Origin of the sequence: Streptomyces sp. NPDC002328 (assembly GCF_042890065.1) — a bacterium.
In the GTDB taxonomy this organism is placed as follows: Bacteria; Actinomycetota; Actinomycetes; order Streptomycetales; family Streptomycetaceae; genus Streptomyces.
Genome location: NZ_JBIARQ010000012.1, coordinates 55,741 through 79,519, shown reverse-complemented (window position 1 = coordinate 79,519; position 23,779 = coordinate 55,741). Strand labels below are relative to the sequence as shown.

The 23,779-nt window shown below is 73.8% G+C and carries 23 protein-coding genes; 16 read left to right on the top strand and 7 right to left on the bottom strand.

From position 1 onward, the window contains the following. Positions 1-79 precede the first annotated feature (79 nt). Positions 80-925 (bottom strand): pyrimidine reductase family protein, encoded by an 846-nt coding sequence (locus tag ACFYX4_RS26970; protein ID WP_389338549.1) that lies wholly within the window; start codon positions 923-925, stop codon positions 80-82. A 37-nt stretch (positions 926-962) separates the two neighbouring features. On the opposite strand from ACFYX4_RS26970, the gene zapE reads away from it, so the two are divergent. From zapE to ACFYX4_RS26930, 8 genes are all read left to right on the top strand, one after another. Further along, on the top strand, positions 963-2,081 hold the full coding sequence (gene zapE / locus ACFYX4_RS26965) for a cell division protein ZapE (RefSeq protein WP_389338546.1): 1,119 nt from the start codon (positions 963-965) through the stop codon (positions 2,079-2,081). 194 nt (positions 2,082-2,275) lie between these two features. Further along, entirely contained in the window at positions 2,276-2,668 is a 393-nt protein-coding gene (locus ACFYX4_RS26960) for a hypothetical protein (protein ID WP_389338543.1), read from the top strand. A gap of 76 nt (positions 2,669-2,744) precedes the next feature. Then, a complete protein-coding gene (locus tag ACFYX4_RS26955; protein WP_389338540.1) occupies positions 2,745-3,323 on the top strand; it encodes a carbonic anhydrase in 579 nt (192 codons plus the stop codon). 8 nt (positions 3,324-3,331) lie between these two features. After that, entirely contained in the window at positions 3,332-4,819 is a 1,488-nt protein-coding gene (locus tag ACFYX4_RS26950; protein WP_389338537.1) for a SulP family inorganic anion transporter, read from the top strand. A 155-nt stretch (positions 4,820-4,974) separates the two neighbouring features. Next, positions 4,975-5,979, top strand: coding sequence for a slipin family protein (locus tag ACFYX4_RS26945; protein ID WP_389338534.1), 1,005 nt, complete (start codon positions 4,975-4,977; stop codon positions 5,977-5,979). Positions 5,980-6,073: 94 nt separating this feature from the next. Then, complete coding sequence (locus ACFYX4_RS26940; protein ID WP_389338531.1) at positions 6,074-7,513, top strand: alkaline phosphatase PhoX; 1,440 nt, start codon at positions 6,074-6,076, stop codon at positions 7,511-7,513. A gap of 113 nt (positions 7,514-7,626) precedes the next feature. Then, positions 7,627-8,514, top strand: a complete 888-nt coding sequence (locus ACFYX4_RS26935; protein WP_389338528.1) for a polysaccharide deacetylase family protein — start codon at positions 7,627-7,629, stop codon at positions 8,512-8,514. 65 nt (positions 8,515-8,579) lie between these two features. Then, positions 8,580-8,768 (top strand): hypothetical protein, encoded by a 189-nt coding sequence (locus tag ACFYX4_RS26930; RefSeq protein WP_389338525.1) that lies wholly within the window; start codon positions 8,580-8,582, stop codon positions 8,766-8,768. 25 nt (positions 8,769-8,793) lie between these two features. Here the strand turns inward: ACFYX4_RS26930 and ACFYX4_RS26925 are convergent, their stop codons facing one another. Then, complete coding sequence (locus ACFYX4_RS26925) at positions 8,794-9,465, bottom strand: ABC transporter (RefSeq protein ID WP_389338522.1); 672 nt, start codon at positions 9,463-9,465, stop codon at positions 8,794-8,796. Further along, the gene (locus tag ACFYX4_RS26920) at positions 9,462-10,343 is read right to left on the bottom strand and encodes an ATP-binding cassette domain-containing protein (protein WP_389338519.1); all 882 of its coding nucleotides are present in this window, start codon (positions 10,341-10,343) and stop codon (positions 9,462-9,464) included. The genes ACFYX4_RS26925 and ACFYX4_RS26920 overlap by 4 nt, the downstream gene beginning before the upstream one ends. A 57-nt stretch (positions 10,344-10,400) precedes the next feature. Here ACFYX4_RS26920 and ACFYX4_RS26915 point away from each other — a divergent pair, with 57 nt between their 5' ends. From ACFYX4_RS26915 to ACFYX4_RS26895, 5 genes are all read left to right on the top strand, one after another. Continuing rightward, positions 10,401-11,129, top strand: coding sequence for an aminoacyl-tRNA hydrolase (locus ACFYX4_RS26915; protein WP_389338516.1), 729 nt, complete (start codon positions 10,401-10,403; stop codon positions 11,127-11,129). Between the two features lie 238 nt (positions 11,130-11,367). After that, complete coding sequence (locus tag ACFYX4_RS26910) at positions 11,368-12,720, top strand: DUF692 domain-containing protein (RefSeq protein WP_389338513.1); 1,353 nt, start codon at positions 11,368-11,370, stop codon at positions 12,718-12,720. A gap of 169 nt (positions 12,721-12,889) precedes the next feature. After that, positions 12,890-13,702, top strand: coding sequence for a DUF4142 domain-containing protein (locus tag ACFYX4_RS26905; RefSeq protein ID WP_389338510.1), 813 nt, complete (start codon positions 12,890-12,892; stop codon positions 13,700-13,702). Between the two features lie 106 nt (positions 13,703-13,808). After that, a complete protein-coding gene (locus tag ACFYX4_RS26900) occupies positions 13,809-14,609 on the top strand; it encodes a TIGR04222 domain-containing membrane protein (RefSeq protein WP_389338507.1) in 801 nt (266 codons plus the stop codon). Between the two features lie 195 nt (positions 14,610-14,804). Beyond that, entirely contained in the window at positions 14,805-16,424 is a 1,620-nt protein-coding gene (locus ACFYX4_RS26895) for an alpha/beta hydrolase (protein WP_389338504.1), read from the top strand. 80 nt (positions 16,425-16,504) lie between these two features. Here ACFYX4_RS26895 and hemQ read toward each other — a convergent pair whose 3' ends face one another. Both hemQ and hemG read right to left on the bottom strand, forming a co-directional pair. Then, positions 16,505-17,236: a hydrogen peroxide-dependent heme synthase gene (gene hemQ, locus ACFYX4_RS26890; protein WP_389338501.1), complete on the bottom strand. Its 732-nt coding sequence runs from the start codon at positions 17,234-17,236 to the stop codon at positions 16,505-16,507. A gap of 5 nt (positions 17,237-17,241) precedes the next feature. Then, positions 17,242-18,774 (bottom strand): protoporphyrinogen oxidase, encoded by a 1,533-nt coding sequence (gene hemG, locus ACFYX4_RS26885; RefSeq protein WP_389338498.1) that lies wholly within the window; start codon positions 18,772-18,774, stop codon positions 17,242-17,244. A 161-nt stretch (positions 18,775-18,935) separates the two neighbouring features. Here hemG and ACFYX4_RS26880 point away from each other — a divergent pair, with 161 nt between their 5' ends. After that, positions 18,936-19,895: a DUF4349 domain-containing protein gene (locus ACFYX4_RS26880; RefSeq protein ID WP_389338495.1), complete on the top strand. Its 960-nt coding sequence runs from the start codon at positions 18,936-18,938 to the stop codon at positions 19,893-19,895. A 71-nt stretch (positions 19,896-19,966) separates the two neighbouring features. Beyond that, positions 19,967-21,382, top strand: coding sequence for an FAD-dependent oxidoreductase (locus ACFYX4_RS26875; RefSeq protein ID WP_389338492.1), 1,416 nt, complete (start codon positions 19,967-19,969; stop codon positions 21,380-21,382). 10 nt (positions 21,383-21,392) lie between these two features. Here the strand turns inward: ACFYX4_RS26875 and ACFYX4_RS26870 are convergent, their stop codons facing one another. Further along, positions 21,393-21,665: a hypothetical protein gene (locus ACFYX4_RS26870; protein ID WP_389338489.1), complete on the bottom strand. Its 273-nt coding sequence runs from the start codon at positions 21,663-21,665 to the stop codon at positions 21,393-21,395. A 125-nt stretch (positions 21,666-21,790) separates the two neighbouring features. Between ACFYX4_RS26870 and ACFYX4_RS26865 the strand changes: the two genes are divergently transcribed. Beyond that, positions 21,791-22,603 carry a rhomboid family intramembrane serine protease gene (locus tag ACFYX4_RS26865; protein ID WP_389338487.1) on the top strand — a complete coding sequence of 271 codons (813 nt, stop codon included), beginning with the start codon at positions 21,791-21,793 and terminating at the stop codon, positions 22,601-22,603. Positions 22,604-22,619: 16 nt separating this feature from the next. Here ACFYX4_RS26865 and hemE read toward each other — a convergent pair whose 3' ends face one another. Continuing rightward, on the bottom strand, positions 22,620-23,687 hold the full coding sequence (gene hemE / locus ACFYX4_RS26860) for a uroporphyrinogen decarboxylase (RefSeq protein ID WP_389338484.1): 1,068 nt from the start codon (positions 23,685-23,687) through the stop codon (positions 22,620-22,622). Positions 23,688-23,779 lie beyond the last annotated feature (92 nt).

The window sequence follows — 23,779 nt, the reverse complement described above, 5'->3', positions numbered from 1 at the left end:
TGCCCGGCCCTGCGGAAACCATCCTTCCCCGTGTGTCCACAGGAACTGCTTCCCAGTCTGCCCACCCGGGGCCGACTCGTCAGCCGCGGCCGTCCCTCCCGTACCTTCCGTACAGGAATCCGTCCTCCTCCAGGAGGGAGACCAGCTCATACTGCCGGGGTACGGCGATCGTGGGGCCGCCCGCGATCCGCTGGGCGTCGCCCGCGGTGAGCAGCGGCGAGAGGGTCAGGCACAGCTCGTCGAGCACGCCGGCGGCGACGAGCTGCCCCAGCAGGCGGGGGCCGCCCTCGGTCAGCAGCCGGGTGTGCCCCAGCGCGGCGAGCGCCGGCACGATCCGCTCCGGTTCCACGCCCGTGCCGTCACCCGCGACGACGACCCTGGCGCCGGCCTTCTCCGCGGCGGCGATCCGGTCGGGGGCGGCCGTCGCGCCCGTCAGGACGAGGGTGGGCACGAGCGGCGAGGTGAACAGCGGGAGGGAGAAGTCGAGGTCCAGGCTCGCGGAGACGATCGCGATCGCCGGCGCGGGCCCCTGACCGGCCGCCTCCCGCCGCCGGGCGAACTCCGCACGCGCGCGTGCGGGGCGGTACCCCTCCTGGCGCACCGTTTCCGCGCCGACGAGCACGACGTCGGCGAGGGCCCGCAGGGTGCCGAAGATCCGCATGTCGGTGGCGTTGGAGATGGGCTGGGAGCGCCCGTCGTGCTGGGCGGCGCCGTCGAGCGTGGACACCATGTTGGCCCGCAGCCAGGCCGCGGGCCTGCCGGGCGCGGGCTCCGGATAGGCGTAGGCCTCGGCGATCTCGTCGAGACCCCACTCCCGGGCGTCGCGCGCCCCGGGCGCCGCACCGCCCTCGCCGGGGACCTTCGTCGCCGTCCGGGTCGCTGTCTGGGTCGCTGTCTGGTCGGTCACAGGGAACAGCCGTCGCATGCCAGGCAGTCTGGCACGCGACGTACCATGGTGAACCGTGTCGTCATCCACCCCCGCCTCCGTCCCGGCCGTCGCATCCGGTCCCATAGCCGACGCCGCCCCGGTGTCCCTGTGCGCGCGCGAGCCGCGGGTTCCCGCGGATCGGCTGGTCGCCGAGATGGTGCCGCCGCCGCGGTTCGACTCGGTCCGCTTCAGCACGTACATCCCGGATCCGAAGCAGCCCAGCCAGACCGAGGCGGTCGGGGTGCTGGAGGGATTCGCCGCGGGGCTGGGCGGGGCGCACGCCGCCGGCTCCGCCAAGCGGGGGTTCTTCGGGTTCGGCAGGGCGAAGTCGCCCAGGACACCGGCCGGCCCGCGGGGCGTCTACCTCGACGGCGGCTACGGCGTCGGCAAGACCCACCTGCTGGCCTCCCTGTGGCACGCCACCCCGGCCGAGCCCGCGCTCAAGGCGTTCGGCACCTTCGTGGAGCTGACCAACCTGGTCGGCGCGCTCGGCTTCCAGCAGACCGTGCAGACCCTCTCCGGGCACCGGCTGCTGTGCATCGACGAGTTCGAGCTGGACGACCCCGGCGACACCGTCCTCGTCTCCAGCCTGCTGGGCAAGCTGGTCGAGGCGGGCGTGGCGCTCGCCGCCACCTCCAACACCCTGCCGGGCAAGCTCGGCGAGGGCCGCTTCGCGGCGGCCGACTTCCTCCGCGAGATCCAGGGCCTGTCGGCCCACTTCCGCGCGCTGCGCATCGACGGCGAGGACTACCGCCACCGCGGCCTGCCCGAGGCGCCGGCGCCGTACTCCGACGAACAGGTGACGAAGGCGGCGTACGCGAACGAGGGCGCCTCGCTCGACGACTTCCCGGGGTTGCTGGAGCACCTCGCCAAGGTCCACCCCAGCCGCTACGGCGCGCTGACCGACGGCCTGAAAGCGGTCTGCCTCACCGACGTCGGGCCGGTTCCCGACCAGTCGACGGCGCTGCGCCTGGTCGTCCTCGCCGACCGGCTCTACGACCGCGAGGTGCCGGTGCTGGCCTCCGGGCTGCCCTTCGACCGGCTGTTCAGCGAGGAGATGCTGAACGGCGGCTACCGCAAGAAGTACTTCCGGGCGATCTCCCGGCTCACCGCGCTCGCCCGCGACGCGCGGCACCTCGTCGAAACCGGCTGACGGTCCCACTACCCGATCAACTGACGCGGATCAAGAGGCGGTTCCCGCCAACCACCCCGCGCGCTTCAGCCTCTCTTCAGCTCGAAACGTTAAGTTAACCCTGCAAACAACTTTGCAGGGTTAATGTGTTTCTTGACCAGCCGTTGACCAACCGTTGGTCCGGACTAGAGGCGTGAACTGCCGGGAGGGGGCGCATGTTCCGAGGTACCACCGTTTCGACCATGCTGGCGGTCCTCGCGGCCGCCCTGCTCGCCCTCCCCTTCCTCACCCCCACCGAGTGCTTCGCATCCGCGTACACGGCCCGTCATGTCGAGGCCAACGCCCAGCCCGGAAACAAGCTCTCCGGCAAGGCGCTCCGCGACAAGACCGCCGTTCCGCGCCCCTGCGACACCTCAGGGGACCCGACCGGTCCCCTGCGCGCCCGCGACCGCCACCGCGCCGCCGACCTCCCTCCGCAGGGGCTCGAACGCCCCCTGCCGGACCAGGACAGTGCGGACGCACCCCCACTCGTCGCGCGCGCCGCGTTCACCCTGTCGAGACCCCCGACAGCGCACTCTCCGGCCGCACTCCAGGTCTTCCGCTGCTGACCCGCAGAGCAGTTCCCCCCACCTCTGTCACGCAAGCCCGACGCGCCTTCGGCGCGCCAGGAGGAGTCACCACGCCATGCAGCCCCTCATCGACAACGCCCGCACGCACGGACAGCGCCCTGAGGAGTTCGCCCCGCTGGCCGCCGGCCAGTCACCGCAGGTCCTGTTCATCACCTGCTCCGATTCCAGGGTCGTCCCGGCCCTGATCACGGGCGCCCGGCCCGGCGAGCTCTTCGAGCTGCGCACCGCGGGCAACATCGTCCCCCCGTACGCCTCCGAGCACCCCACCAGCGAGGCGGCCACCATCGAGTACGCCGTGGAGGTCCTCGGCGTCAGCGACATCGTGGTCTGCGGGCACTCCCACTGCGGCGCCGTCGGCGCCCTGGTCCGCGGCGACGACCTGACCGCCGTGCCGGCCGTGCAGGCCTGGCTCACGCGGGCCGAACCGTGCCCGACGGGCGCGGCCGAGGACCCGGCCGTGGCCGAGGGCGTGCAGAACCACGTCCTGGCCCAGGTGCTGCGGCTGCGCTCGTACCCGTTCGTCGACAAGAAGCTGTCGGCCGGTCAGCTCACCGTGCACGCCTGGTACTACGAGGTGCACACCGGGTCCGTGCTGACCCACGACACCGCCTCCGACGCCTTCCGCGCGCTGTGAGGGGCCCCGTGAACATAGCGAAGACATCCAGGTTTCCCCATCTCAAGCAGGACTTCGCCGCCTCGCTCGTCGTCTTCCTGGTCGCGCTCCCGCTGTGCGTGGGCGTGGCCGTGGCCTCCGGCGTGCCGGCCGAGCTCGGGCTCGTCACCGGCATCGTCGGCGGCATCGTCACCGGTCTGATGCGGGGCAGCAGCCTTCAGGTGTCCGGTCCGGCGGCCGGTCTGACCGTGCTGGTCTTCGAGGCGGTGCAGGAGTTCGGGCTGCCCGCGCTCGGCGTGATCGTGCTCGTCTCCGGTCTGCTCCAGGTCGCGATGGGCGTCCTGAAGCTGGGGCGCTGGTTCCGGGCCATCTCGGTCTCCGTCGTCGAGGGCATGCTGGCCGGAATCGGCCTGGTGCTGATCGCCGGTCAGCTGTACTCGATGGCGGGCGCCAAGGCGCCGGAGTCCGGGCTCGCGAAGATCGCCGGGCTGCCGGGGGCCCTCGTGGACTCCGTCAGCGACACCGGCGCGCTGGCCTCGCTCGGACTCGGCGCCGCCACCATCGCCGTACTGGTGCTGTGGAAGCGGATGCCGGCCAAGGTGCGCACGGTCCCCGGGCCGCTCGCGGCGGTCGGCCTCGCCACGCTGGCCGCCCTCGTGTTCTCGATGCCGGTGGCCACCGTCGAGGTGCAGGGCCTGCTCGGCTCCGTCCAGCCGCCGCCGCTGACCGCGTTCGGCGAGCTGGCGAGCGTCGGACTGCTCGCCACCATCATCGCGTTCACGCTGATCGCGTCCGCCGAGTCGCTGTTCAGCGCGGCGGCGGTGGACCGGCTGCACGACGGGCCGCGCACCGAGTACGACAAGGAACTGGTGGCGCAGGGCGCGGGCAACGCGGTGTGCGGTGTGCTCGGCGCGCTGCCGATGACCGCGGTGATCGTGCGCAGCTCGGCCAACGTCGCGGCGGGCGCCCGCACCAAGGCGTCCCGGGTGATGCACGGCGTGTGGCTGCTGCTGTTCGCGGCGCTGCTGCCGAGCGTGCTGGCCTACATCCCCCTGCCGGCCCTCGCGGGCATCCTCGTGCACGCCGGCGCCAAGCTCGTGCCGCTGCGCTCGATCGCGTCGATGTGGCGCGAGCACCGCGGCGAGGCGCTGATCCTCGTCGTGACGGCCGTGTCGATCGTCGCGGTCAGCATGTTCGAGGGCGTCCTCATCGGTCTCGCGCTCGCCGTCGTCAAGACGGCCTGGGAGGCCTCGCACATCAAGGTCGAGGTCGTCGACAAGGGCGCGGGCCCCGTCCAGGTGTACCTGTCGGGCAACGCGACCTTCCTCCGTCTGCCGAAGATCCTCGACGACCTGGAGGCTCTGCCCCAGGACCGCCCGGTCGAACTGGACCTCTCGGGCCTGCACCACCTCGACCACGCCTGCCGCACCGCTCTGGAGAACTGGGCCGAACGGCACAGCGCGGTGGGCCCGGAACCGGTGAAGGTGACGAAGATGGAGACGGTCACCGCGGCGTAGCGGCCCGGCCGGCCTCACCGCCGCACTCCGCCCGTCACGGGGTCCCAGGTCACCGCGCGTGGCCCGGGACCCCTTGACGGGCATATCGTTGCAGCACGGACTTCTCGGACCCTCGACAGGTTCGGGGGAACGGTTCGCGGGGTGAGGAGGTCGTCATGCTGGAGGATCTGCTGGCGGCGGCCGCGGCGGTCGGCGCCGCGGGGTTCGCGTATGTCGTGGCGGGCGCGCGGGTGGTCAAGCAGTACGAGCGCGGGCTGGTCTTCCGGCTGGGCCGGGTCGTGGGGCCGGTGCGCAAGCCCGGATTCACGATGGTGATCCCCGCCGTCGACCGGATGCGCAAGGTCAACCTCCAGATCGTGACGATGCCCGTGCCGGCCCAGGAGGGCATCACCCGGGACAACGTGACCGTGCGGGTCGACGCCGTCGTGTACTTCAAGGTCGTGGACCCGCAGGCGGCGGTCGTCAACGTCGAGGACTACCGCTTCGCCGTCTCACAGATGGCGCAGACCTCCCTGCGGTCGATCATCGGCAAGAGCGAGCTGGACGATCTGCTGTCCGACCGGGAGAAGCTCAACCAGGGCCTGGAGCTGATGATCGACAGCCCGGCTGTGGGCTGGGGCGTGCAGATCGACCGGGTCGAGATCAAGGACGTCTCCCTGCCGGACACGATGAAGCGCTCGATGGCCCGTCAGGCCGAGGCCGACCGGGAGCGGCGCGCCCGGATCATCAACGCGGACGCCGAGCTCCAGGCGTCACGGAAGCTGGCCGAGGCGGCGCAGCAGATGGAGGGCACGCCCTCCGCGCTCCAGCTCCGGCTGCTCCAGACGGTGGTGGCGGTGGCCGCCGAGAAGAACTCGACGCTGGTGCTGCCCTTCCCGGTGGAGCTGCTGCGCTTCCTGGAGAGGGCGGCCCAGCAGCAGCCGCTCGCGCCACAGCAGACCATGTCGCAAGAGCCCGCTGCGCAAGCGGCGCCGCCGCCGCAGACCTCGTCTCAGCCGGCACCGCCGCCGCAGCAACCGCCTGCGCCGCAACAGACCCCGTCGCAGCAGCCTCCGACGCAACCTCCCTCGTCGCAGCAGACTCCGCCGCCGCAGCCCTCGTCGCAGCCGCCTCCGGCGCAGGCCGCCGCGCCGTATGCCGCTCCGTCCGCCACGCCGTGACCTCTGCTACGCGCGTGGTTCCCGGGGTGCACGACGAGTGATAGACACAGGCGGGTCAGTGTGTTCCTGTCCGCCAGCAGGAAGGTTACTGCCCATGTCGGAAACCTCTCGGTCCACTGTCTCCTCCCCGGAATCCTCCGGTACGACGTCCCGCCGTCAACTCCTCGCCCGCAGCGGCGCGTTGGGGGCGGGCATCGTCTTCACCGGGGCCCTGTCCGAGCTGTTCACGGACACCGCCGCCGCCACCCAGAACCTCGGCCACGGCGGCTACGGCCCCCTCGTCCCCGACCCGAACGGCCTGCTCGACCTGCCGGCGGGCTTCCGCTACCGGGTCCTCTCCCGCGAGGGCGACCCGCTGCGCTCCGGCGAGGGCCCGGTCCCCTCCAACCACGACGGCATGACGGCCCTCCCCGGCCGCGCCGGCCGCGTGCACCTCGTCCGCAACCACGAGAACCGCCCCACCGCGAAATACGGCGTCCCGACGGTCGAGGGCCTGACCTACGACCCGGCGGGCAAGGGCGGCTGCACGGCCCTGACCCTCGGCCCCGGCGACAGGGTGCTCTCCGAGCGGGTCGCGATCGCCGGCACCGCCGTCAACTGCGCGGGCGGCCCCACCCCTTGGCGCACCTGGCTGACCTGCGAGGAGACCGAGGACAAGGCCGGCGTCAACGGCTATACGAAGGACCACGGCTTCATCTTCGAGGTCGATCCGGCCGACCCGCGCCGCACCGGCGCCGTCCCGCTCACCGCGATGGGCCGCTTCCAGCACGAGGCGATCGCCGTCGACCCGGAGCGTGGCATCGTCTACGAGACCGAGGACGCCTTCCTCAAGCCCTTCGGCCTCTTCTACCGGTTCCTGCCCGAGAAGCCGCTCGGCGGGGTGGGCTCGCTGCGCGCGGGCGGGCGGCTCCAGGCGATGCGCGTCCCCGGCGTGCCGGACCTGTCCGCCGTCCAGGAGACGGGCGCGTCCTTCGACGGCGTCGAGTGGGTCGACGTGCCGGACCCGCTGGCCGTCGGGACGCCGATCCGGCTCCAGGACTTCGGCCCGAAGGGCATCACGCACGCGCAGAAGCTGGAGGGCTGCTACTGGGGCGGGCGGAGCGTGTACTTCGTGTCGTCGTTCGCGCGCGGCTCCGAGGGTTCGGCGGGCGACCACTTCGGCCAGATCTGGCGCTACGACCCGGTACGCCGCCGGCTGACCCTGGTGATCGTCTTCGGCCCGGACACGGACGTCCAGCTGCCCGGCGAGTCCCCCGACAACATCTGTCTCGCGCCCAGCGGCGGCCTGATGGTCTGCGAGGACGGCAACGGCGCGCAGCACGTGTACGGGGTGACCCGGCGGGGGGAGGTGTACGCGATGGCGCGCGGCCGGCAGGCGATCACATCAGCCGCTACCGCGGCGGGCGGCACCCCCGAGGAGCCCGAGTGGGGCGAGTTCGCGGGTGTCGCCTTCTCTCCCGACGGCCGCACGATGTACGTCAACTGCTACACCCCGGGGACGACGTTCGCCGTGACGGGGCCCTGGCGTCGTTGACGTCGACGGGTCCGGGCCCGGTGATCCGGGCGGGTGATCCGCGCGGGTGACGGGGCCGCAGACGCGCGCATATTTACACACGAGTGATCGCCCGGTCCCCGTAGTTTCATCGGGTGATCATTCCCGTACGCCGTCTCGCCGCGGTCTGTGCCCTGGGCGCCGCACTGGCCGCCTGCGGCACGGCTCCGGCGCCCCCGGCCGCCCGCCCGGCCCCCGACCGGCCCGCCCCGGCCGGTTCCTCCGCAGCACCGTCCTCCCCAGCCGCGCCCGCTCCCGCCCCGTCCCGGGCGCCCACGCTGGCCCCGGGACCGGCGGGCCTCCCCCCCGTCTTCCACCACGCCCCCCGCACCGGCGACAAGACGGTCGCCCTCACCTTCGACGCCGACATGACCGCCGACCAGGGGGCGCGGGCGGCGGACGGGGAGCGCTTCGACCACCCGGAACTGATCGCCGCGCTGCGCGCGCTGAAAGTGCCGTCGACGGTGTTCATGACGGGCCGCTGGGCCGAGGAGTACCCGGACCAGGCCCGCTCCGTCGGACGCGACCCGCTGTTCGAGGTCGCCAACCACTCCTACAGCCACTACGCCTTCACCGACGACTGCTACGGCCTGCCCACGGTGCCGGAGAAGCGGATGCGGGCCGACGTGGAACGGGCGTACGAGGCCTTCCGCGAGGCCGGGGTGGAGAACGCGATGCCCTACTTCCGCTTCCCGGGCGGCTGCTACGACCGGCGCGCGCTGCGCGCGGTGGGCGGTGCCGGCGTCACCGCCGTGCAGTGGGACGTGGTGAGCGGCGACGCGTTCGCGACGGACGCGGACGCCGTGGCCCGGCAGGTGCTGGAGGGGGTGAAGCCCGGGTCGGTGGTCGTCATGCACTGCACCCGCAGCGCCGCCCCCACGACCGAGCGCGCGGTCCGCGCGATCGTGCCCGAACTGCGCCGCCAGGGCTACCGCTTCGTCAAGGTGTCGGAGCTGATCCGGGCCGCGGGCGAGCGGCCCTGAGAGGCACACGCGTACGTGCCTGCGTACGCGCATACGTGCTTGCGCCGCTTTCGTACGCTGGAGGTATGAGCGACGACGGCGACAACGCCTACTGCCTGATCGACGCCACCCGGCCTCCCCTGGCCGACGGTCCCCCGTACGCGGAGTGCGTGCTGTGCCGCGAGCCGACGGAGCACCCGGAGTCGTACAAGGGCATCACCCTGTGCCCCGTCTGCGAATGGCAGGAGGCCCAGCGCACGGCCTGCTCGGGCTGAGCGGACCCTGTTCCGCGCCGACGCCTCAGGCCGACCGGCGGGACGTGAGCGCGCAGGCCACGGCCGTGGCCGCGGCGGCGATCAGCACCGCGGCGGCCAGTGGCAGCAGCGGCAGAGGGACCGTCGCCGAGTGCGACCCGCTGACCAGGCCCTGGACCGCCGCGTGCGCCGGGGACCCCGTGACCACCAGCGCCAGCAGGGCCGCGAGCAGCAGCGAGGGCACCGCCCGGCCGGGCGTGCGCAGCACGGGCCAGGCGGCGAGCGCGCCCACGGCCGTGCCGAGCAGGGCGCACGTCAGGGCCGCGAGCAGTCCCGCCCCGGCGGCCTGGGGCAGCGGGATCCGCTGCTGATGATCGGCGCTCACCGGGTCGCTGATCAGCGCCAGGACGGCCGTCGTCGCCGTTCCGAGCACGGCGGCGGCCGTCAGCGCCACCAGCACGGCGGCCAGGTGCGCCCGTCCGGGCCCGGCCGCCGCGGCGACGACGGTACGGGCCGCCGGGGGCTCGTTGGCCACGCAGACCCGCACCAGCCAGGCGGCGACGGGCAGCAGGGCCGCTGCCGCGTAGCCGAGCGAGTCCAGCACGGGCTGGCCGCTCCGCACGCCGACGACCAGGAAGACGGCGTACAGCAGGAACGGCGGCAGCCAGCGCTGGGAGCGCACGAGCAGGGCGGCCTGGTAGCGCAGGAGGGCGTTCACGGGGTGCCTTCGCGGTCGTGCGGGGCCGCCGTCGCCGGGCCGACGCTCACCACGTGCCACGGCGGGCGGGCGGCGAGCAGGGCGCGGAGCAGGACGTCGGAGCGGGAGGCGGGGGCGGTGAGGCGGTGGCTGCCGGGGGCGAGTTCCTCGGCGGTGACGGCGAGACGCAGCGCCTCCGCGGGCAGCGGTCCGGCGGGCGGTCCCTGCACGACGACGACCACGTGCGGACCGGAGCGAGCGGCGGACGGTTCCGGTCCCGTGCGGGGGTGCAGGGCGCAGTCGCGGACCGCGTATTCGGCGTCGGCGGTCCCGGCGAGCCGGCGCGGGTCGTGGTCGACGAAGACGACGGCAGCCCCGGCGGCCGTCCGCTCCGCGACCGCGCGGTCCAGCTCGGCCCGCGCGTCGGCGTCCAGGCCGGTCCACGCCTCGTCGAGGACGAGCAGTTCCGGGTCGGCGAGGAGGGCCTGCGCCACGGCGATCTTCTGGCTGCTGCCCTTGGAAAGACGGGCCATCGGCACGCGCGCGTAGGCGGTGACGCCGAAGCGGTCGAGCCACTCCTCGGCGGCGCGCCCCGCGGCGGCGCGGGTGAGGCCGTGCACGGCGCCGAGGTGGGTGAGATAGCCGACGGCGGTGAAGGGCAGGGCGGCGGGGAAGCGTTCCGGGACGTACGCGGTGCGGGGGCGGCCGGTGAGCCGGCCCTCCGTCGGGGCGTCCACGCGGGCCAGGAGCCGGAGGAGGGTGGACTTGCCGGTGCCGTTGGCCCCCTGGACGCGGGTGAGGGTGCCGGGCGTCAGCTCCAGGCTCACGTCGCGGAACACCCACGGACCGCGCACGCCGTAGCGCCGGCCCACCCCGTCCAGACGTAACGCGTGTGTCATGGCGGCATCCTCTCGTACACGCCCTCGCGGAGGAGGACGGTCGCGCGCCCCGTAGGGTTGGCCGGTGTGAGCACCGATCATGCGTCCGCCGGCGACAGCCCCTTCCGGTCCGAGGCGAACGCGCGCGACCTCGCGCCGCAGTTCGTGCTGCCCCTCGTCCTCCGCCTGGAGAAGGCGGCGCCTCCCGCCCGTACCGACGCGCTGGAGACCGCCGCCCGGGCCGTGCTCGTGCTGCTGAGCGACGAGCGGTCCGCCGGGGACGGCGAGTGGGCGCAGGCCGTGCGGGACTGGCAGGACGCCCGCATCCGGAAGGTCGTACGGCGGGCCCGGGGCGCCGAGTGGCGGCGGGCCGAGGCGCTGCCCGGGATCACCGTCACGGGGAAGGCGGCCGAGGTGCGGGTGTTCCCGCCGGTACCGCTGGACGGCTGGCCGAAGGAGCTGGCGAAGCTCCAGGTGTCCGGCACCGAGCTGGACGACCCCGAGCCCCCGACGGAGGCGGATCCGGGTACGCCGGTGCTGTGGCTGAACCCGGACGTGGAGATGTCCGCCGGGAAGGCGATGGCGCAGGCCGGCCACGGCGCGCAGCTCGCCTGGTGGGAACTGTCGGACGAGGAGCGGTCGGCGTGGCGGCAGTCGGGCTTCCCCCTCTCCGTACGCACGGCGGAACCACCGCACTGGCGTGAACTGACCGCCAGCGGACTGCCGTTGGTCCGGGACGCCGGCTTCACGGAGATCGCCCCCGGCAGCTGCACGGTGGTCGCGGACCACCCGGCCCTGGCGCGGTGACCGCTCTTCGCTTCATCGCTGGCTTCTTCGCTGGCTTCTTCGCTGGCTTCTTCGCTGTCTTTTGAACCCCGCGCGCCCGCCGCCCGTACCACACGAGGACGGGGCCGGTAGGCGCTGCCCGTGCGACCCCGGGCCGAACCTCAAATGTTGCTCTGAAGGGCGGCGGTGGGCGGTTCGGGGCGTGGCGGTGGGGTCATATCCCCGTCACCACGGTGGGGGCCGGACGGAGGAGGGGACCATGACGCGACTCGGTACGGGAATCGGCTGGCGGCCGGAGATCGCGGACGCCGTCGAACGGATGCCGGGCATCGACTGGGTCGAGGCCGTGGCGGAGAACGTCTGCCCCGGGCACCTCCCCGACTCCCTGCTGCGGCTGCGCGAGCGCGGCGTCACCGTCGTCCCGCACGGCGTCTCGCTCGGGCTCGGCGGGGCGGACCGGCCCGACGAGGGGCGGCTCACGGCGCTGGCCGAGCGGGCCGAGGCGCTGGGCTCGCCGCTCGTCACCGAGCACATCGCGTTCGTCCGGGCGGGCGGGCCCCTGACGGCCTCCCCGCTCCTGGAGGCCGGGCACCTGCTGCCCGTGCCGCGCACCCGTGACGCCCTCGACGTGCTCTGCGAGAACGTGCGCATCGCGCAGAACGCGCTGCCCGTACCGCTCGCCGTGGAGAACATCGCCGCGCTCATCTCCTGGCCCGGCGAGGAGATGACCGAGGGCCAGTTCCTCTACGAGCTCGCCGACCGCACCGGCGTGCGGCTCCTCATCGACGTCGCCAACCTCCACACCAACCACGTCAACCGCGGCGAGGACCCGGCCAAGGCGCTCGCCGAACTGCCCCTGGAGGCCATCGCGTACGTCCATGTCGCGGGCGGCTTCGAGCGGGACGGCGTGTGGCACGACAGCCACGCCCACCCGGTGCCGCGCCCGGTCCTCGACATCCTCACCGACCTCACCTCCCGGATCTCCCCGCCCGGCGTGCTCCTCGAGCGGGACGAGAACTTCCCCGAACCGGGCGAGCTGGAAGGGGAGTTGGCGTCGATCCGGGAGGCGGTGGAGAGGGGCGCGCGGATCCGTCGTCCTGCGGCCACCCCTGCTCACGACTCCGGCACCGCCGAGTCCGGCCGCGCGTCCGACTCCGGCATCGCCTCCGACTCCGAGTCCGGCCCCGCGTCCGACTCGGCCTCCGCCCGGCAGCGGCTCGGGCTCGCGCAGGCCGCGCTGCTGTCCGCGCTCGTCGCCGGGACGCCCGTGCCGGAGGGGTTCGACCGGGTGCGGCTCGGCGTGCAGGCGCGGGCGCTGGCGGCCAAGCGGGCGGACGTGGTGGCGAAGGTCGCCCCAGAGCTGCCGACGATCCTCGGCGCGGAGTACCGGCCCGCGTTCGTCGGCTACGCCCAGCGCCACCCGATGCGCGCGGGCTACCGCCAGGACGCCCTGGACTTCGCGGAGAACCTGCTGCTGGCGGGGAAGCTGACGGAGGGCCGGCCCCGGCGGGAGCTGCGGCAGTGGTGGCTGGACCGGTCGGGGCCCGCCCCGAGGCCCCGGTCACGGCTGGCCCGGGTGGGCCAGGTGGGGCGTTCGCTGATCGGTCGCTGATCGGTCGCTGATCGGTCTGATCGCTTGCTGAAGCGGCGAAAGCCGGCGGGACGGCTCGTGGCCCCTCCGCCCCTCCGCCCCCTCGCGGCAGCCCCTGCGGCCGGCGCAGTAAAATGCCTCTCCCGCACCCGAAGCGCACTGGCGTGCGGTGCGGTGAGCAGGAGGCACCATGCGACCGCGACCCCCGATCAGGGGCAGAGGCATATTCACCGGCACCGGGATCATCATCACGGGCCTGGCGGCGACGCTCGTGGCGTTGCTGCTCCCCTTCTGGTCCTACGAGGACGAGTCGCCGGGGGCGAGCGCCGACACGCTGAACGCCGAGACCGTGGCGACGCTGTACGGGCCGTTGTCCGCGCTCGACCGGGACTTCCTCACCAAGGTCCGGCTGGCCGGGCTGTGGGAGCTGCCGGCCGGTCAGCAGGCGCAGCAGAAGGGCACCACCGAGGCCGTGCGGACGGCGGGGAAGCACCTCGTCGAGGGGCACACGTTCCTCGACGAACGGGTGCGCACCGTCGCCGAGCAGCTCGGCGTGCCGCTGCCGAACGAGGCCGACGCCCAGCAGAGGGCCTGGCTGACCGAGCTGTCGGTCGCTCAAGGGGTGGACTACGACCGGAAGTTCGCCAACATCCTGCGGCTGGCGCACGGCCGGGTCTTCTCGGTCGTCGCACAGGTGCGGGCGAGCACCCAGAACGCGCTGGTGCGCGGCCTGGCCGACGACGCCAACAGCACCGTGCTGGACCACATCACGGTCCTGGAGGCGACCGGTTACGTCGATTTCGGCGCCCTGGCCCGGGAGATGGCGGCCACCGCCGCCCCGCCGGCCGGCCCCTCCGCCGCCCCGCCGGCCGGCCCCTCCGCCGTCCCGACGGATCCCCCGGCCGGCGTCGGTCAGGTCGTCCCGGTCGCGCCGTCCCCGTCGGTGACCTATCCGCTGCCGCCGGCCGCCACCGGACCGCCGTCGCCGTCACCGGCGTCGTGAGGCCGCTACTGACGCGGACAAACGGAACGTCACATACCCGCAACGCTCGGTCCGGATCGCGAACAAGGCATGGCGTTCCCCTGTGCGTCTGGCATAGAAAAACGGCATGTTCTGGGTCCTTCTCCTGCTCCTGGCCTGGGCCGTCGCCGGCGCCGCGTGCACCCGGCTGTGCCTGGCCGCCGTCCGCGCGGCGACCGTCGACACGGACACGGACACGGACACGGACACGGACGGGGACAGGGGCACGGGGCGCGGACACGATCTGACGCTCTACGAGGCGGCGTTCCTCTCCGGCGGGCCCGCCCGCGTCGCCGAGCTGACCCTGGTGTCCATGGCCCGGCAGCGGCGGCTGCTGCTCGCCCACACCGGCTGGGCGACCGTCGTCGACCCGCGCGGGCGCGACGAGATGGAGCGGTCGGTCATCGGGGCCATCGGACCCGAGGGACAGTCACGGATCGCGCCGGTCCGGGCCGCCGCGGCAGCCGCCGACGCCGTGCGCGGTCTCGCCGACCGGCTCGTCGGCGCGGGCCTGGCGCTGCCCGACGCGGCCCGTACGACGGTCGCGGCCGGGGTGCGGCAGGTGCGGGCCGCCGCCGTCGTCGTCCTCGCGCTGGGCGCCGTCGCGCTGCTGACGCCCGTCGCGCCGGACACGCCACGCGCGCACGTGGCCCTGTGGTTCGCGCTGCCCCTGGCGCTCACCCTGAGCTGCCTGGCCCTCGCCCGGGTCGAGGCGCACCCGTACTCCCGCTGGGCCTCCCCGGCCGGGCAGCGGCTCCTGGGGACGCTCGCCCTGCCCGCGGCGGGCGAGGGCGACGAGCGCACCTACCTGACCTCGGTCGCCGTCCACGGCGTCCACGCGATCGGCGAACCCGACCTGCGCGCGGCCTTCGCCCACCGCCACGACTGAGCCCGGCCGCGGGGCACTTCCGTTCGACGAGGCGCACCTGTGCTTGAAGGGGCGCGCCGGGCGGCGAGGGGCGCGCCGTCATGGGAGGGGCGCACTGGGGGCATTGGGCGCGACACCCGGGCGCGGTGCTTGCCTTCACCCCTCGGCCGAACCAAACATCCCTTTTGTCGCCGCCGCGCACCGAAGGGACCCCCGATGAGAGCCGCCGCCCTCTACCCGGCCGCCGGAGCCCTGCTCCTGTCCACCCTCTCCGCCGCCCCGGCCGGCGGTGTCCCGAACACCGCGGGCTCCCCCGGGGCCCCGGCCGCCGCGGGCTCCTCCGGCGTCGCACTCGCCGCCGCGCGGGCCGCCGCGGAGGGCATCAGGTTCGGGACGTGCTCCGACGCGCAGGACCTGCCGGGCGCCTTGCAGTGCGGCAAGGTCACCGTCCCGCTCGACTACGCGCGACCGGACGGCCGCCAGATCGAGTTGACGGTCAGCCGGGTGCGCGCCACCCACCGCGACCCGAACAACAGCAAGCACCGGGTGCCCCGGCAGGGCGCGCTCGTCTTCAACCCGGGCGGCCCCGGCGCCTCCGGGCTGTACTTCCCGCTGGCCGGGCTGCTGCCCGAGTGGAAGCGCATCGGGGCCGCCTACGACCTCGTCGGCTACGACCCGCGCGGCGTCGGCCGTTCCGCGCCGCTGTCCTGCCAGAAGCCCGAGGACTTCTTCAAGGGCCCCTCGCTCGCCCCGACCCACCCCTCGGAGGCGTACAAGCGCGAACGCGTCGCGCAGGCCAAGGCGTTCGCGCGCGGCTGCGCCGAGCGCACGGGCAGCGCCCTGCGGCACTACAACTCGCTCAACAACGCCCGCGACCTGGACGTGCTGCGGGCCGCGCTCGGCGAGGAGCGGCTGACGTTCATGGGGGCGTCGTACGGCACCTACTTCGGGGCGCTGTACGCGACGATGTTCCCCTCGCACGTGCGGCGGATGGTGTTCGACGCGGCGGTGAACCCGGACCCGGCGCAGGTCTGGTACCGCAACAACCTCGACCAGTCGGCGGCGTTCGAGAGCCGCTGGGCCGACTTCCGCGAGTGGGTCGCGAGCAACCACGACGCTTACGGCCTGGGCAGGACCGCGGAGGCGGTGCGGCGCAGCTACGAGCGGGCGCGGGCGCGGCTGGCCGAGGAGCCGGCCGGCGGCACCGTGGGCCCCGGGCAGCTCCAGGGCGCGTTCCTCCAGGCGGGCTACTACGACGACTACTGGCCGTCCCGCGCGGAGGCGCTGTCGGCGTATCTGAAGGGCGATCCGAAGCCGCTGGTCGCGCTGGCCTCGCCGGTCCGGGAGGCCGCCGCGGAGGCGGAGAACGCGAGCGCCGTCTACACGGCCGTCGAGTGCAACGACGCGCCCTGGCCGACCGACTTCCGGGTGTGGGACCGCGACAACACGCGTCTCGCGCGCGTGGCGCCGTTCGAGACCTGGGACAACGTGTGGGCGAACCTGCCGTGCGCGTACTGGCAGGCGCCCCGGCAGCGGCCGCTGGACGTGCGGACCGGGCCGGGCGAGCTGCCGCCGACGCTGATCCTCGCCGCCGAGCGGGACGCCGCCGCGCCCTACGACGGGGCGCTGGAGATGCACCGGCGGCTGTCGGACTCGGTGCTGGTGACGGAGCGGGACGCCGGCACCCACGGCATCGCGGGCGGGCCCAACAAGTGCGTCAACGGGCATCTCGACGCCTACCTGCTGGAGGGCCGGCTGCCCGCGCGGCGCGCCGCCTGCGCGGGCCACGCCGCGCCCACGGTGAACGCGCCCACCGTGAACGCCCCGGCGAAGTGAGCGCACGGACGAGGTGAGGCCGCGGGGACACGGGACGCGGGAACGCATTCGATGCGGCCCCGCGTCCCCGTCGGTTCGCTCTAGGCGAGGCCGGCGATCAGGTCGGCGACCGACTTGCGGCGGCCCGTGTAGAACGGGACCTCCTCGCGGACGTGCATCCGCGCCTCGGAGGCGCGCAGATGACGCATGAGGTCGACGATGCGGTACAGCTCGTCGGCCTCGAAGGCCAGGATCCACTCGTAGTCGCCCAGCGAGAACGAGGCGACGGTGTTGGCGCGCACGTCCGGGTAGCCGCGGGCCATCTTGCCGTGGTCGGCGAGCATGCGGCGGCGGTCCTCGTCGGGCAGCAGGTACCAGTCGTAGGAGCGCACGAAGGGGTAGACGCTGACGTAGTCGCGGGGCGTCTCGTCGGCGAGGAACGCCGGGATGTGCGAGCGGTTGAACTCGGCGGGGCGGTGCAGCGCCATGTTCGACCACACCGGCTCCAGCGCGCGGCCGAGCCGCGTGCGGCGGAAGAGGTTGTACGCCTCCTGGAGCTGGTCGCTGGTCTCGGCGTGCCACCAGATCATGACGTCGGCGTCGGCGCGCAGCCCGGACACGTCGTACGTGCCGCGGATCGTGACGTCCTTGGCGGCGAGCTGGTCGAACAGCTCCTGGACCTCGTCAGCGTAGCCGGTGCGGTCCTCGGGCAGCACGTCCTTCAGCCGGAAGACGGACCACAGCGTGTAGCGGATGACCTCGTTGAGGTCCTTGGCCAGCTTGCCCTTGTTGGGGATCCTGCCGGGCTGGGGGGTGGAGGCGTCGTCACTCATGGTCCTCATTCTCCCGCTCCGCCGTGCAGGCTCTGCACCGGGTGGGCGGTGAGCTCCCGCACGGCGCGCAGGTCGCCGTGGATCTGGTCGACCGCCGCATGGGCGCTCGCGACGCACGCCGGGATGCCGACGCCGTCGTACTGCGCGCCGCACACCGCGAGGCCCGGCACCTTGGCGACCTGCTCGCGGACGCGGGCCACGCGCGCGTGGTGGCCGACCGGGTACTGCGGCAGGCCGTCCGTCCAGCGGGTGACCCTGGTCTCCAGGGGCGTGGCGGTGAGGCCGGTGGCCGCTTCGAGGTCGCGGCGGGAGACGTCGACCAGGTCGCCGTCGGAGCGCTCCAGGATCTCCGTCTCGCCGTACCGGCCCACGGAGGTGCGCAGGACGACGACGTCCGGGTCCTCGTCGGCGATCCAACCCCACTTCTGGGAGGCGAACGTGGACGCCTTGATCGTGCGCCCCTCGACGGGCGGCACGAGGAAGCCGCTGCCGGCGGGCAGGGCGGCGGCCTCGGAGCGGCGGTAGGCGAGGGTGATCAGGGCCATGGAGGCGTACTCGACGGCCCGCAGTTCGGCGGCGGCCTCGGGCGACTCGGCGGCCAGCAGCGCGGCGGCGGCGGGCGCGGGGACGGCGACGATCACGGCGTCGGCGTGCAGCACCCGGCCGCCGGCCACGACCCGCCAGACCGTGGACGGCTGCTCCGCCGCGTGGCCGGAAGCGGGGGCGGAGGCGGGGGTGGAAGCGGAGACGGCGGACGGCGCGGGCGGGGCCGTCCTACGGAGTTCCGTCACCGGCGCCCCGGTCAGGATCTCGCCGCCGCGCGCGCCGACCGACTCGGCGACCGCGAGCGGCAGTGAGCCCACCCCGCCCTCGATGCCCATGAACACCGGCCCGGTCTGCCCGGCGGTGGCGGCCTTGGCCTGGATCCCGCGGACGGCCTCCGTCAGCGAGGTGTGCGTGCGCGCCGCCTCGAAGAGCTGCGGGACGGCCGAGCGCATCGACAGGCGGTAGGCGTCACCGGCGTAGACGCCGCCCAGGAGCGGCTCGACGAGGCGGTCGACGACCTCGCGGCCCAGGCGCGCCGCCACGTACTCCCCGACCGCCACGTCCTCGCCGACCTCCGTGCGCGGCAGGCCGGCCTCGCGCTCGACGCGCGCGAGGCCCTCGTCGGAGAGGACGCCGGACAGGGCGGAGGCGACGCCGGGCACGCCCATGACGTGCCCCTTGGGCATGGGGCGCAGCGCGCCGCGGGTCCACAGCGAGGCGCCGGCGGTGGCCGGGGGCTGGAGACGGCCGGCGAGGCCCACCTCGCGCGCGAGGGCGACCGCCTCGGGCCGGCGGGCCAGCATCGACTCCGCGCCCAGGTCGACGCGGACGCCCGCGATCTCGCCGGGCAGCAGCTTGCCGCCGACCCGGCCGGACGCCTCCAGCACGGTCACGCGCGCGCCGCGCTCCAGCAGCCGGTGGGCCGCGGCCAGGCCCGCGACACCGGCTCCCACGACGACGACATGCCCCCTGCTCGTGCCCGTTGCGCTCATGGCCCCACTCTCTCAGACCCCACCGACACTCCCGCCGCGCCCCGGTGTCCTCCCCGCGTCCCGACCGTGACCTGTTCGGGACCGTCGGCCGCCAACGTTCCGGTGCGCCCCGGCGTCGAAGGACCGTCAAGCCGTTCCACGACTCTCGGGGGTACGCCCGCATGCGCACACGACGATCCGTACGAACCGTACGACCGGCCCGGGCCCTGGCCGGACTCCTGCTCGCCGCCGCCGTCGCGCTCACCGGATGCAGCGCCGGGGGCGACTCGGACGGCGGCAGTTCGAAGGCGCAGGACAAGGCCGCCGCCGTCGACGAGGTCGGCGGCTCCGAAGCCGACGCCGCCGGCGAGACCGCCGCGGACGCCAAGACCGGCGTGGGCGGGACGCAGTCCGGCGCGGCGACCGGCGCCGGCTCCGCGCCGCAGCTGCCGGTGAACCGCGTCATCCGCACGGCGACCCTGACCGTGCAGGTCGGCGATGTCCTCAAGGCGCTCGACGCGGCCCGCACGGCCGCCGAGAACGCCGGCGGCTATGTCGGCGACGAGACCACCACCCGCGACGAGGACGGCGCGGACCAGACCCGGGTCGTGCTGCGCGTGCCCGTCGACAAGTACGACGACGTCCTCACCGCGCTCCAGGGCACCGGCAAGCTCCTGGAGCGCACGGCGAAGGCGCAGGACGTGACCGATCAGGTCGTCGACGTCGACAGCCGCATCGCCTCGCAGCGGGCCAGCGTCGCCCGTATCCGCGCCCTGATGGACGAGGCCACCAAGCTGACCGACGTGGTCACTCTGGAGGGCGAGTTGAGCCGCCGCGAGGCCGACCTGGAGGCGCTGCTCGCCCGGCAGGCGTCCCTGAAGGACCGCACCGGCATGGCCACCGTCACGCTGACGCTGTCCGAGACGCCGGTGGAGCGGGCCGCGAAGGACGACGACCCCGGGTTCCTGGACGCGCTCGCGGGCGGCTGGGACGCGCTGGTGACGACGCTGCGCTGGATCGCCGTCGCGTTCGGCGCGGTGCTGCCGTTCGCCGCGCTGGCCCTGGCGCTGCTGCTGGTGTGGCTGTGGCTGCTGCGCGCCCGGCGGCGCAGGACCCGCCCGGCCGAGCCCGCCCGGGACTGACCCGGCCCGCCGGACCGCGCGGGAGCGACCCGGCCCCGACGGGACCGAAGTGCCGCACGTAGCGTGTTCGCATGAGCGTGAACATGAGCGAGGGCAGGGGCGCGCGTGGGGGCGCCGGGCGGGAACGGCTGGTCGTGATCGGCGGGGACGCCGCGGGCATGTCCGCGGCGTCCCAGGCCCGTCGGCTGAAGGGGCCGGACGACCTGGAGATCGTGGCCTTCGAGCGGGGCCACTTCACGTCCTACTCGGCGTGCGGCATCCCGTACTGGGTGGGCGGCGACGTCACCGAACGGGACGATCTGATCGCCCGCACGCCCGAGGAGCACCGCGCGCGCGGGATCGACCTGCGGCTGCGCACGGAGGTCACCGAGATCGACGTGGCCGGGCAGCGCGTACGCGCGCGTGACGTCGACTCCGGGGCGCTGTCCTGGACGTCGTACGACAAGCTCGTCATCGCGACGGGGGCCCGGCCGATCCGGCCCGACATGCCGGGCGTCGACGCGCTCGGGGTGCACGGGGTGCAGACCCTGGACGACGGCCAGGAGCTGATCGACACGCTCACGCGCGCGCGGGGCAGGCGCGCGGTGGTCGTCGGCGCGGGCTACATCGGCGTGGAGATGGCGGAGGCGCTCATCAACCGCGGGTATGAGGTGACGGTCGTCAACCGCGGCAGCGAACCGATGTCGACGCTGGACCCCGACATGGGCCGGCTGGTGCACGGCGCCATGGAGGGCCTCGGCATCGCCATGGTGAACGACGCCGAGGTCACCAAGCTGCTCACCGGCGAGGACGGCCGGGTGCGGGCGGTCGTCACGGAGGACGCCGAGTACCCGGCGGACGTGGTGGTCCTCGGCATCGGCGTCCGCCCGGAGACGGCCCTGGCCGAGGCCGCCGGCCTCCCCCTGGGCGACCACCGCGGCCTGCTCACCGACCTGGGGATGCGGGTGCGCGGCCATGAGAACGTCTGGGCCGGCGGCGACTGCGTGGAGGTCCTCGACCTGGTGTCGGGTCAGGAACGCCATGTCCCCCTGGGCACGCACGCCAACAAGCACGGCCAGGTCATCGGCACCAACGCCGGGGGCGGTTACGCCACCTTCCCGGGCGTCGTCGGCACGGCCGTCAGCAAGGTCTGCGACCTGGAGATCGCCCGCACCGGCCTGCGCGAGAAGGACGCGCGCAGGGCCGGCCTCCAGTACGAGGCGGTCACCATCGAGTCCACCAGCCGCGCCGGCTACTACCCCGGCGCCTCCCCCATGACGGTCAAGATGCTCGCCGAACGCCGCACGGGCCGACTGCTGGGCGTGCAGATCGTGGGCAGGGAGGGCGCGGGCAAACGCGTGGACATCGCCGCGGTGGCCCTCACGGCCGGCATGACGGTGCAACAGATGACCGCCCTGGACCTGGGCTACGCCCCGCCGTTCAGCCCGGTATGGGACCCGGTGCTGGTGGCGGCGAGAAAGGCGTCGGCAAAGGTGCGGGGCGACTGATACGGGAGGACTAGGCCGTCCCGGACAGCCTCGGCAACGTGGAAACCGGCGAGCTTGCCGCAGGCTGCTCCGTGGGCTTCGCGTGCGCGGCGGCCGCGGGCCGGGAACGCAAGCGGTGGCTCACCGCCTCGTCCAGCGTCACCGGCCGCTGCATCTGCGAGGCGAGCCGCCCCGCCTCCTGGCCGAGCCTGGCCACGTCCTCCCAAGGGAGTCGGATCACGAGCGCGATCTCCGCCTCGCCGTCCGGCGTGGCGTGCATCGGAGGAGTAACCCGGTCGTTCATCGCCTGTTCCTCACGTCGTCTCCGCGGCCCGCCTTCCCCGTGCCGCGGACGGTTGCCGGTTCATACGCTTGTGCGGGAGCGCCCGTTCACCGATTCACCGAACGGATCGGGGGCAGAACTTCCTTGTGGTCATCCCCGTCCATGACGTTAACCCCGTGCGCCGCACTCCGGTGGTGACGTACGCGCTGATCGGCGTGAACGTCTTCGTGTTCCTCTTCATGCCCGGCCTGTCCGGCTCGGTGGCCGGCGACAGCACCCTGGTGCAGACCTGCAATCTGCACGCGTTCCTGGAGCAGTACGCCGCCGTGCCGCGCGAGTTGATCCACGGTCAGCTGCCGCAGCTCGTCCCCACGGGCGACGCGCGGGGCGGCGGCTGTGTGCTGGGCCCGCCCGGCTACGACAAGTCCCCCGCGCTGAGCGTGCTCACCGCGATGTTCCTGCACGGCGGCTGGCTGCATCTGCTGGGCAACATGCTGTTCCTGCTGATCTTCGGCAACAACATCGAGGACCGCATGGGCCACATCCGCTTCGCGCTGTTCTACGTCGCCTGCGGCTACGCGGCGTCGTACGGCTTCGCGCTGCTGAACGCCGACTCCACCGACCCGCTGATCGGCGCGTCCGGGGCGATAGCGGGAGTGCTGGGCGCCTATCTGGTGCTGTATCCGAAGGCCAGGGTGTGGGTCCTGGTGCCGTTCCTGATCTTCCTGCCGCTGCGGCTGCCGGCCTGGCTGGTGCTGGGCTCCTGGTTCGTGCTCCAGGCGGTGTACTCCTCCGGCGAGGGCGTCTCCGAGGCGGGCACCGTGGCGTACGCGGCGCACATCGTCGGCTTCCTCGCCGGCATGCTGCTCGCCTGGCCCCTCAAGCCGGGCACACCGCCGCCGCCGGAACCGCGCGGCCTGCTCTTCGGCAGACGCGCCCGGCCCCGGCACACATGGTGAGCGGTGCGCCGAAGGCCTAGCGGGCCGTCCGCGTGTGGACGTACTCCACGAGGCGGGTCAGGGCGTCCGGGTCGGTGGAGGGCATGACGCCGTGGCCGAGGTTGAAGACGTGGCCCTCCAGGCCGGCGGCGGAGTCGAGGACTTCGCGGGTCTTCGTCTCGACGGCCTCGCGGCCGGCGAAGAGGACCGTCGGGTCGAGGTTGCCCTGGAGCGCCTTGCCGGGGCCGACGCGGCGGGCGGCCTCGTCGAGCGGGACGCGCCAGTCGACGCCGACGACGTCCGCGCCGGCCTCGCCCATGAGCGTGAGCAGTTCGCCGGTGCCGACGCCGAAGTGGATGCGCGGGACGCCGTATCCGGCGACGGCGTCGAAGACCTTCGCGGAGGCGGACATCACCGAGCGGCGGTAGTCGGACGGGGCGAGGGCGCCGGCCCAGGAGTCGAAGAGCTGGACGGCGGAGGCGCCCGCCTCGATCTGCACCTTGAGGAACGCGGCCGTGATGTCGGCGAGGCGGTCGAGCAGGTCGGCCCAGAGCTCGGGGTCGCCGTACATCATCGCCTTGGCGTTCTCGTACGTGCGCGAGGGGCCGCCCTCGACGAGGTAGCTCGCGAGGGTGAAAGGCGCGCCGGCGAAACCGATGAGGGGGGTCGAGCCGAGCTCGCCGGTGAGCAGGCCGATCGCCTCGGTGACGTAGGAGACGTCCTCGGGGGTGAGGTCGCGCAGCCGGGCGAGGTCGGCGCGGGTGCGGATCGGCTGTTCGACGACCGGGCCGACGCCGGGCTTGATGTCGAGGTCGAGGCCGATGGCCTTGAGCGGGACGACGATGTCGCTGAAGTAGATCGCCGCGTCCACGCCGTGCCGGCGGACCGGCTGGAGGGTGATCTCGGTGACCAGATCGGGCCGCATGCAGGACTCGAGCATCGGGACGCCCTCGCGGACCTTGCGGTACTCCGGCAGGGAGCGCCCGGCCTGGCGCATGAACCACACGGGAGTGTGCGGGACGGGTTCGCGCCTGCACGCCTTCAGGAAGGGGCTGTCGTACGTCGCTGTCGGCTGCCGGCCCGCGGGGCTCTCGTTCACGCTCACGACGGCAAGTCTCGCACGGCGCCGGATCCGCCGGGACCGGCCCCGTCCGCACCCCGTCGCCCCGTCCGCACCCGGCTTTCCGGTTCCGAAAC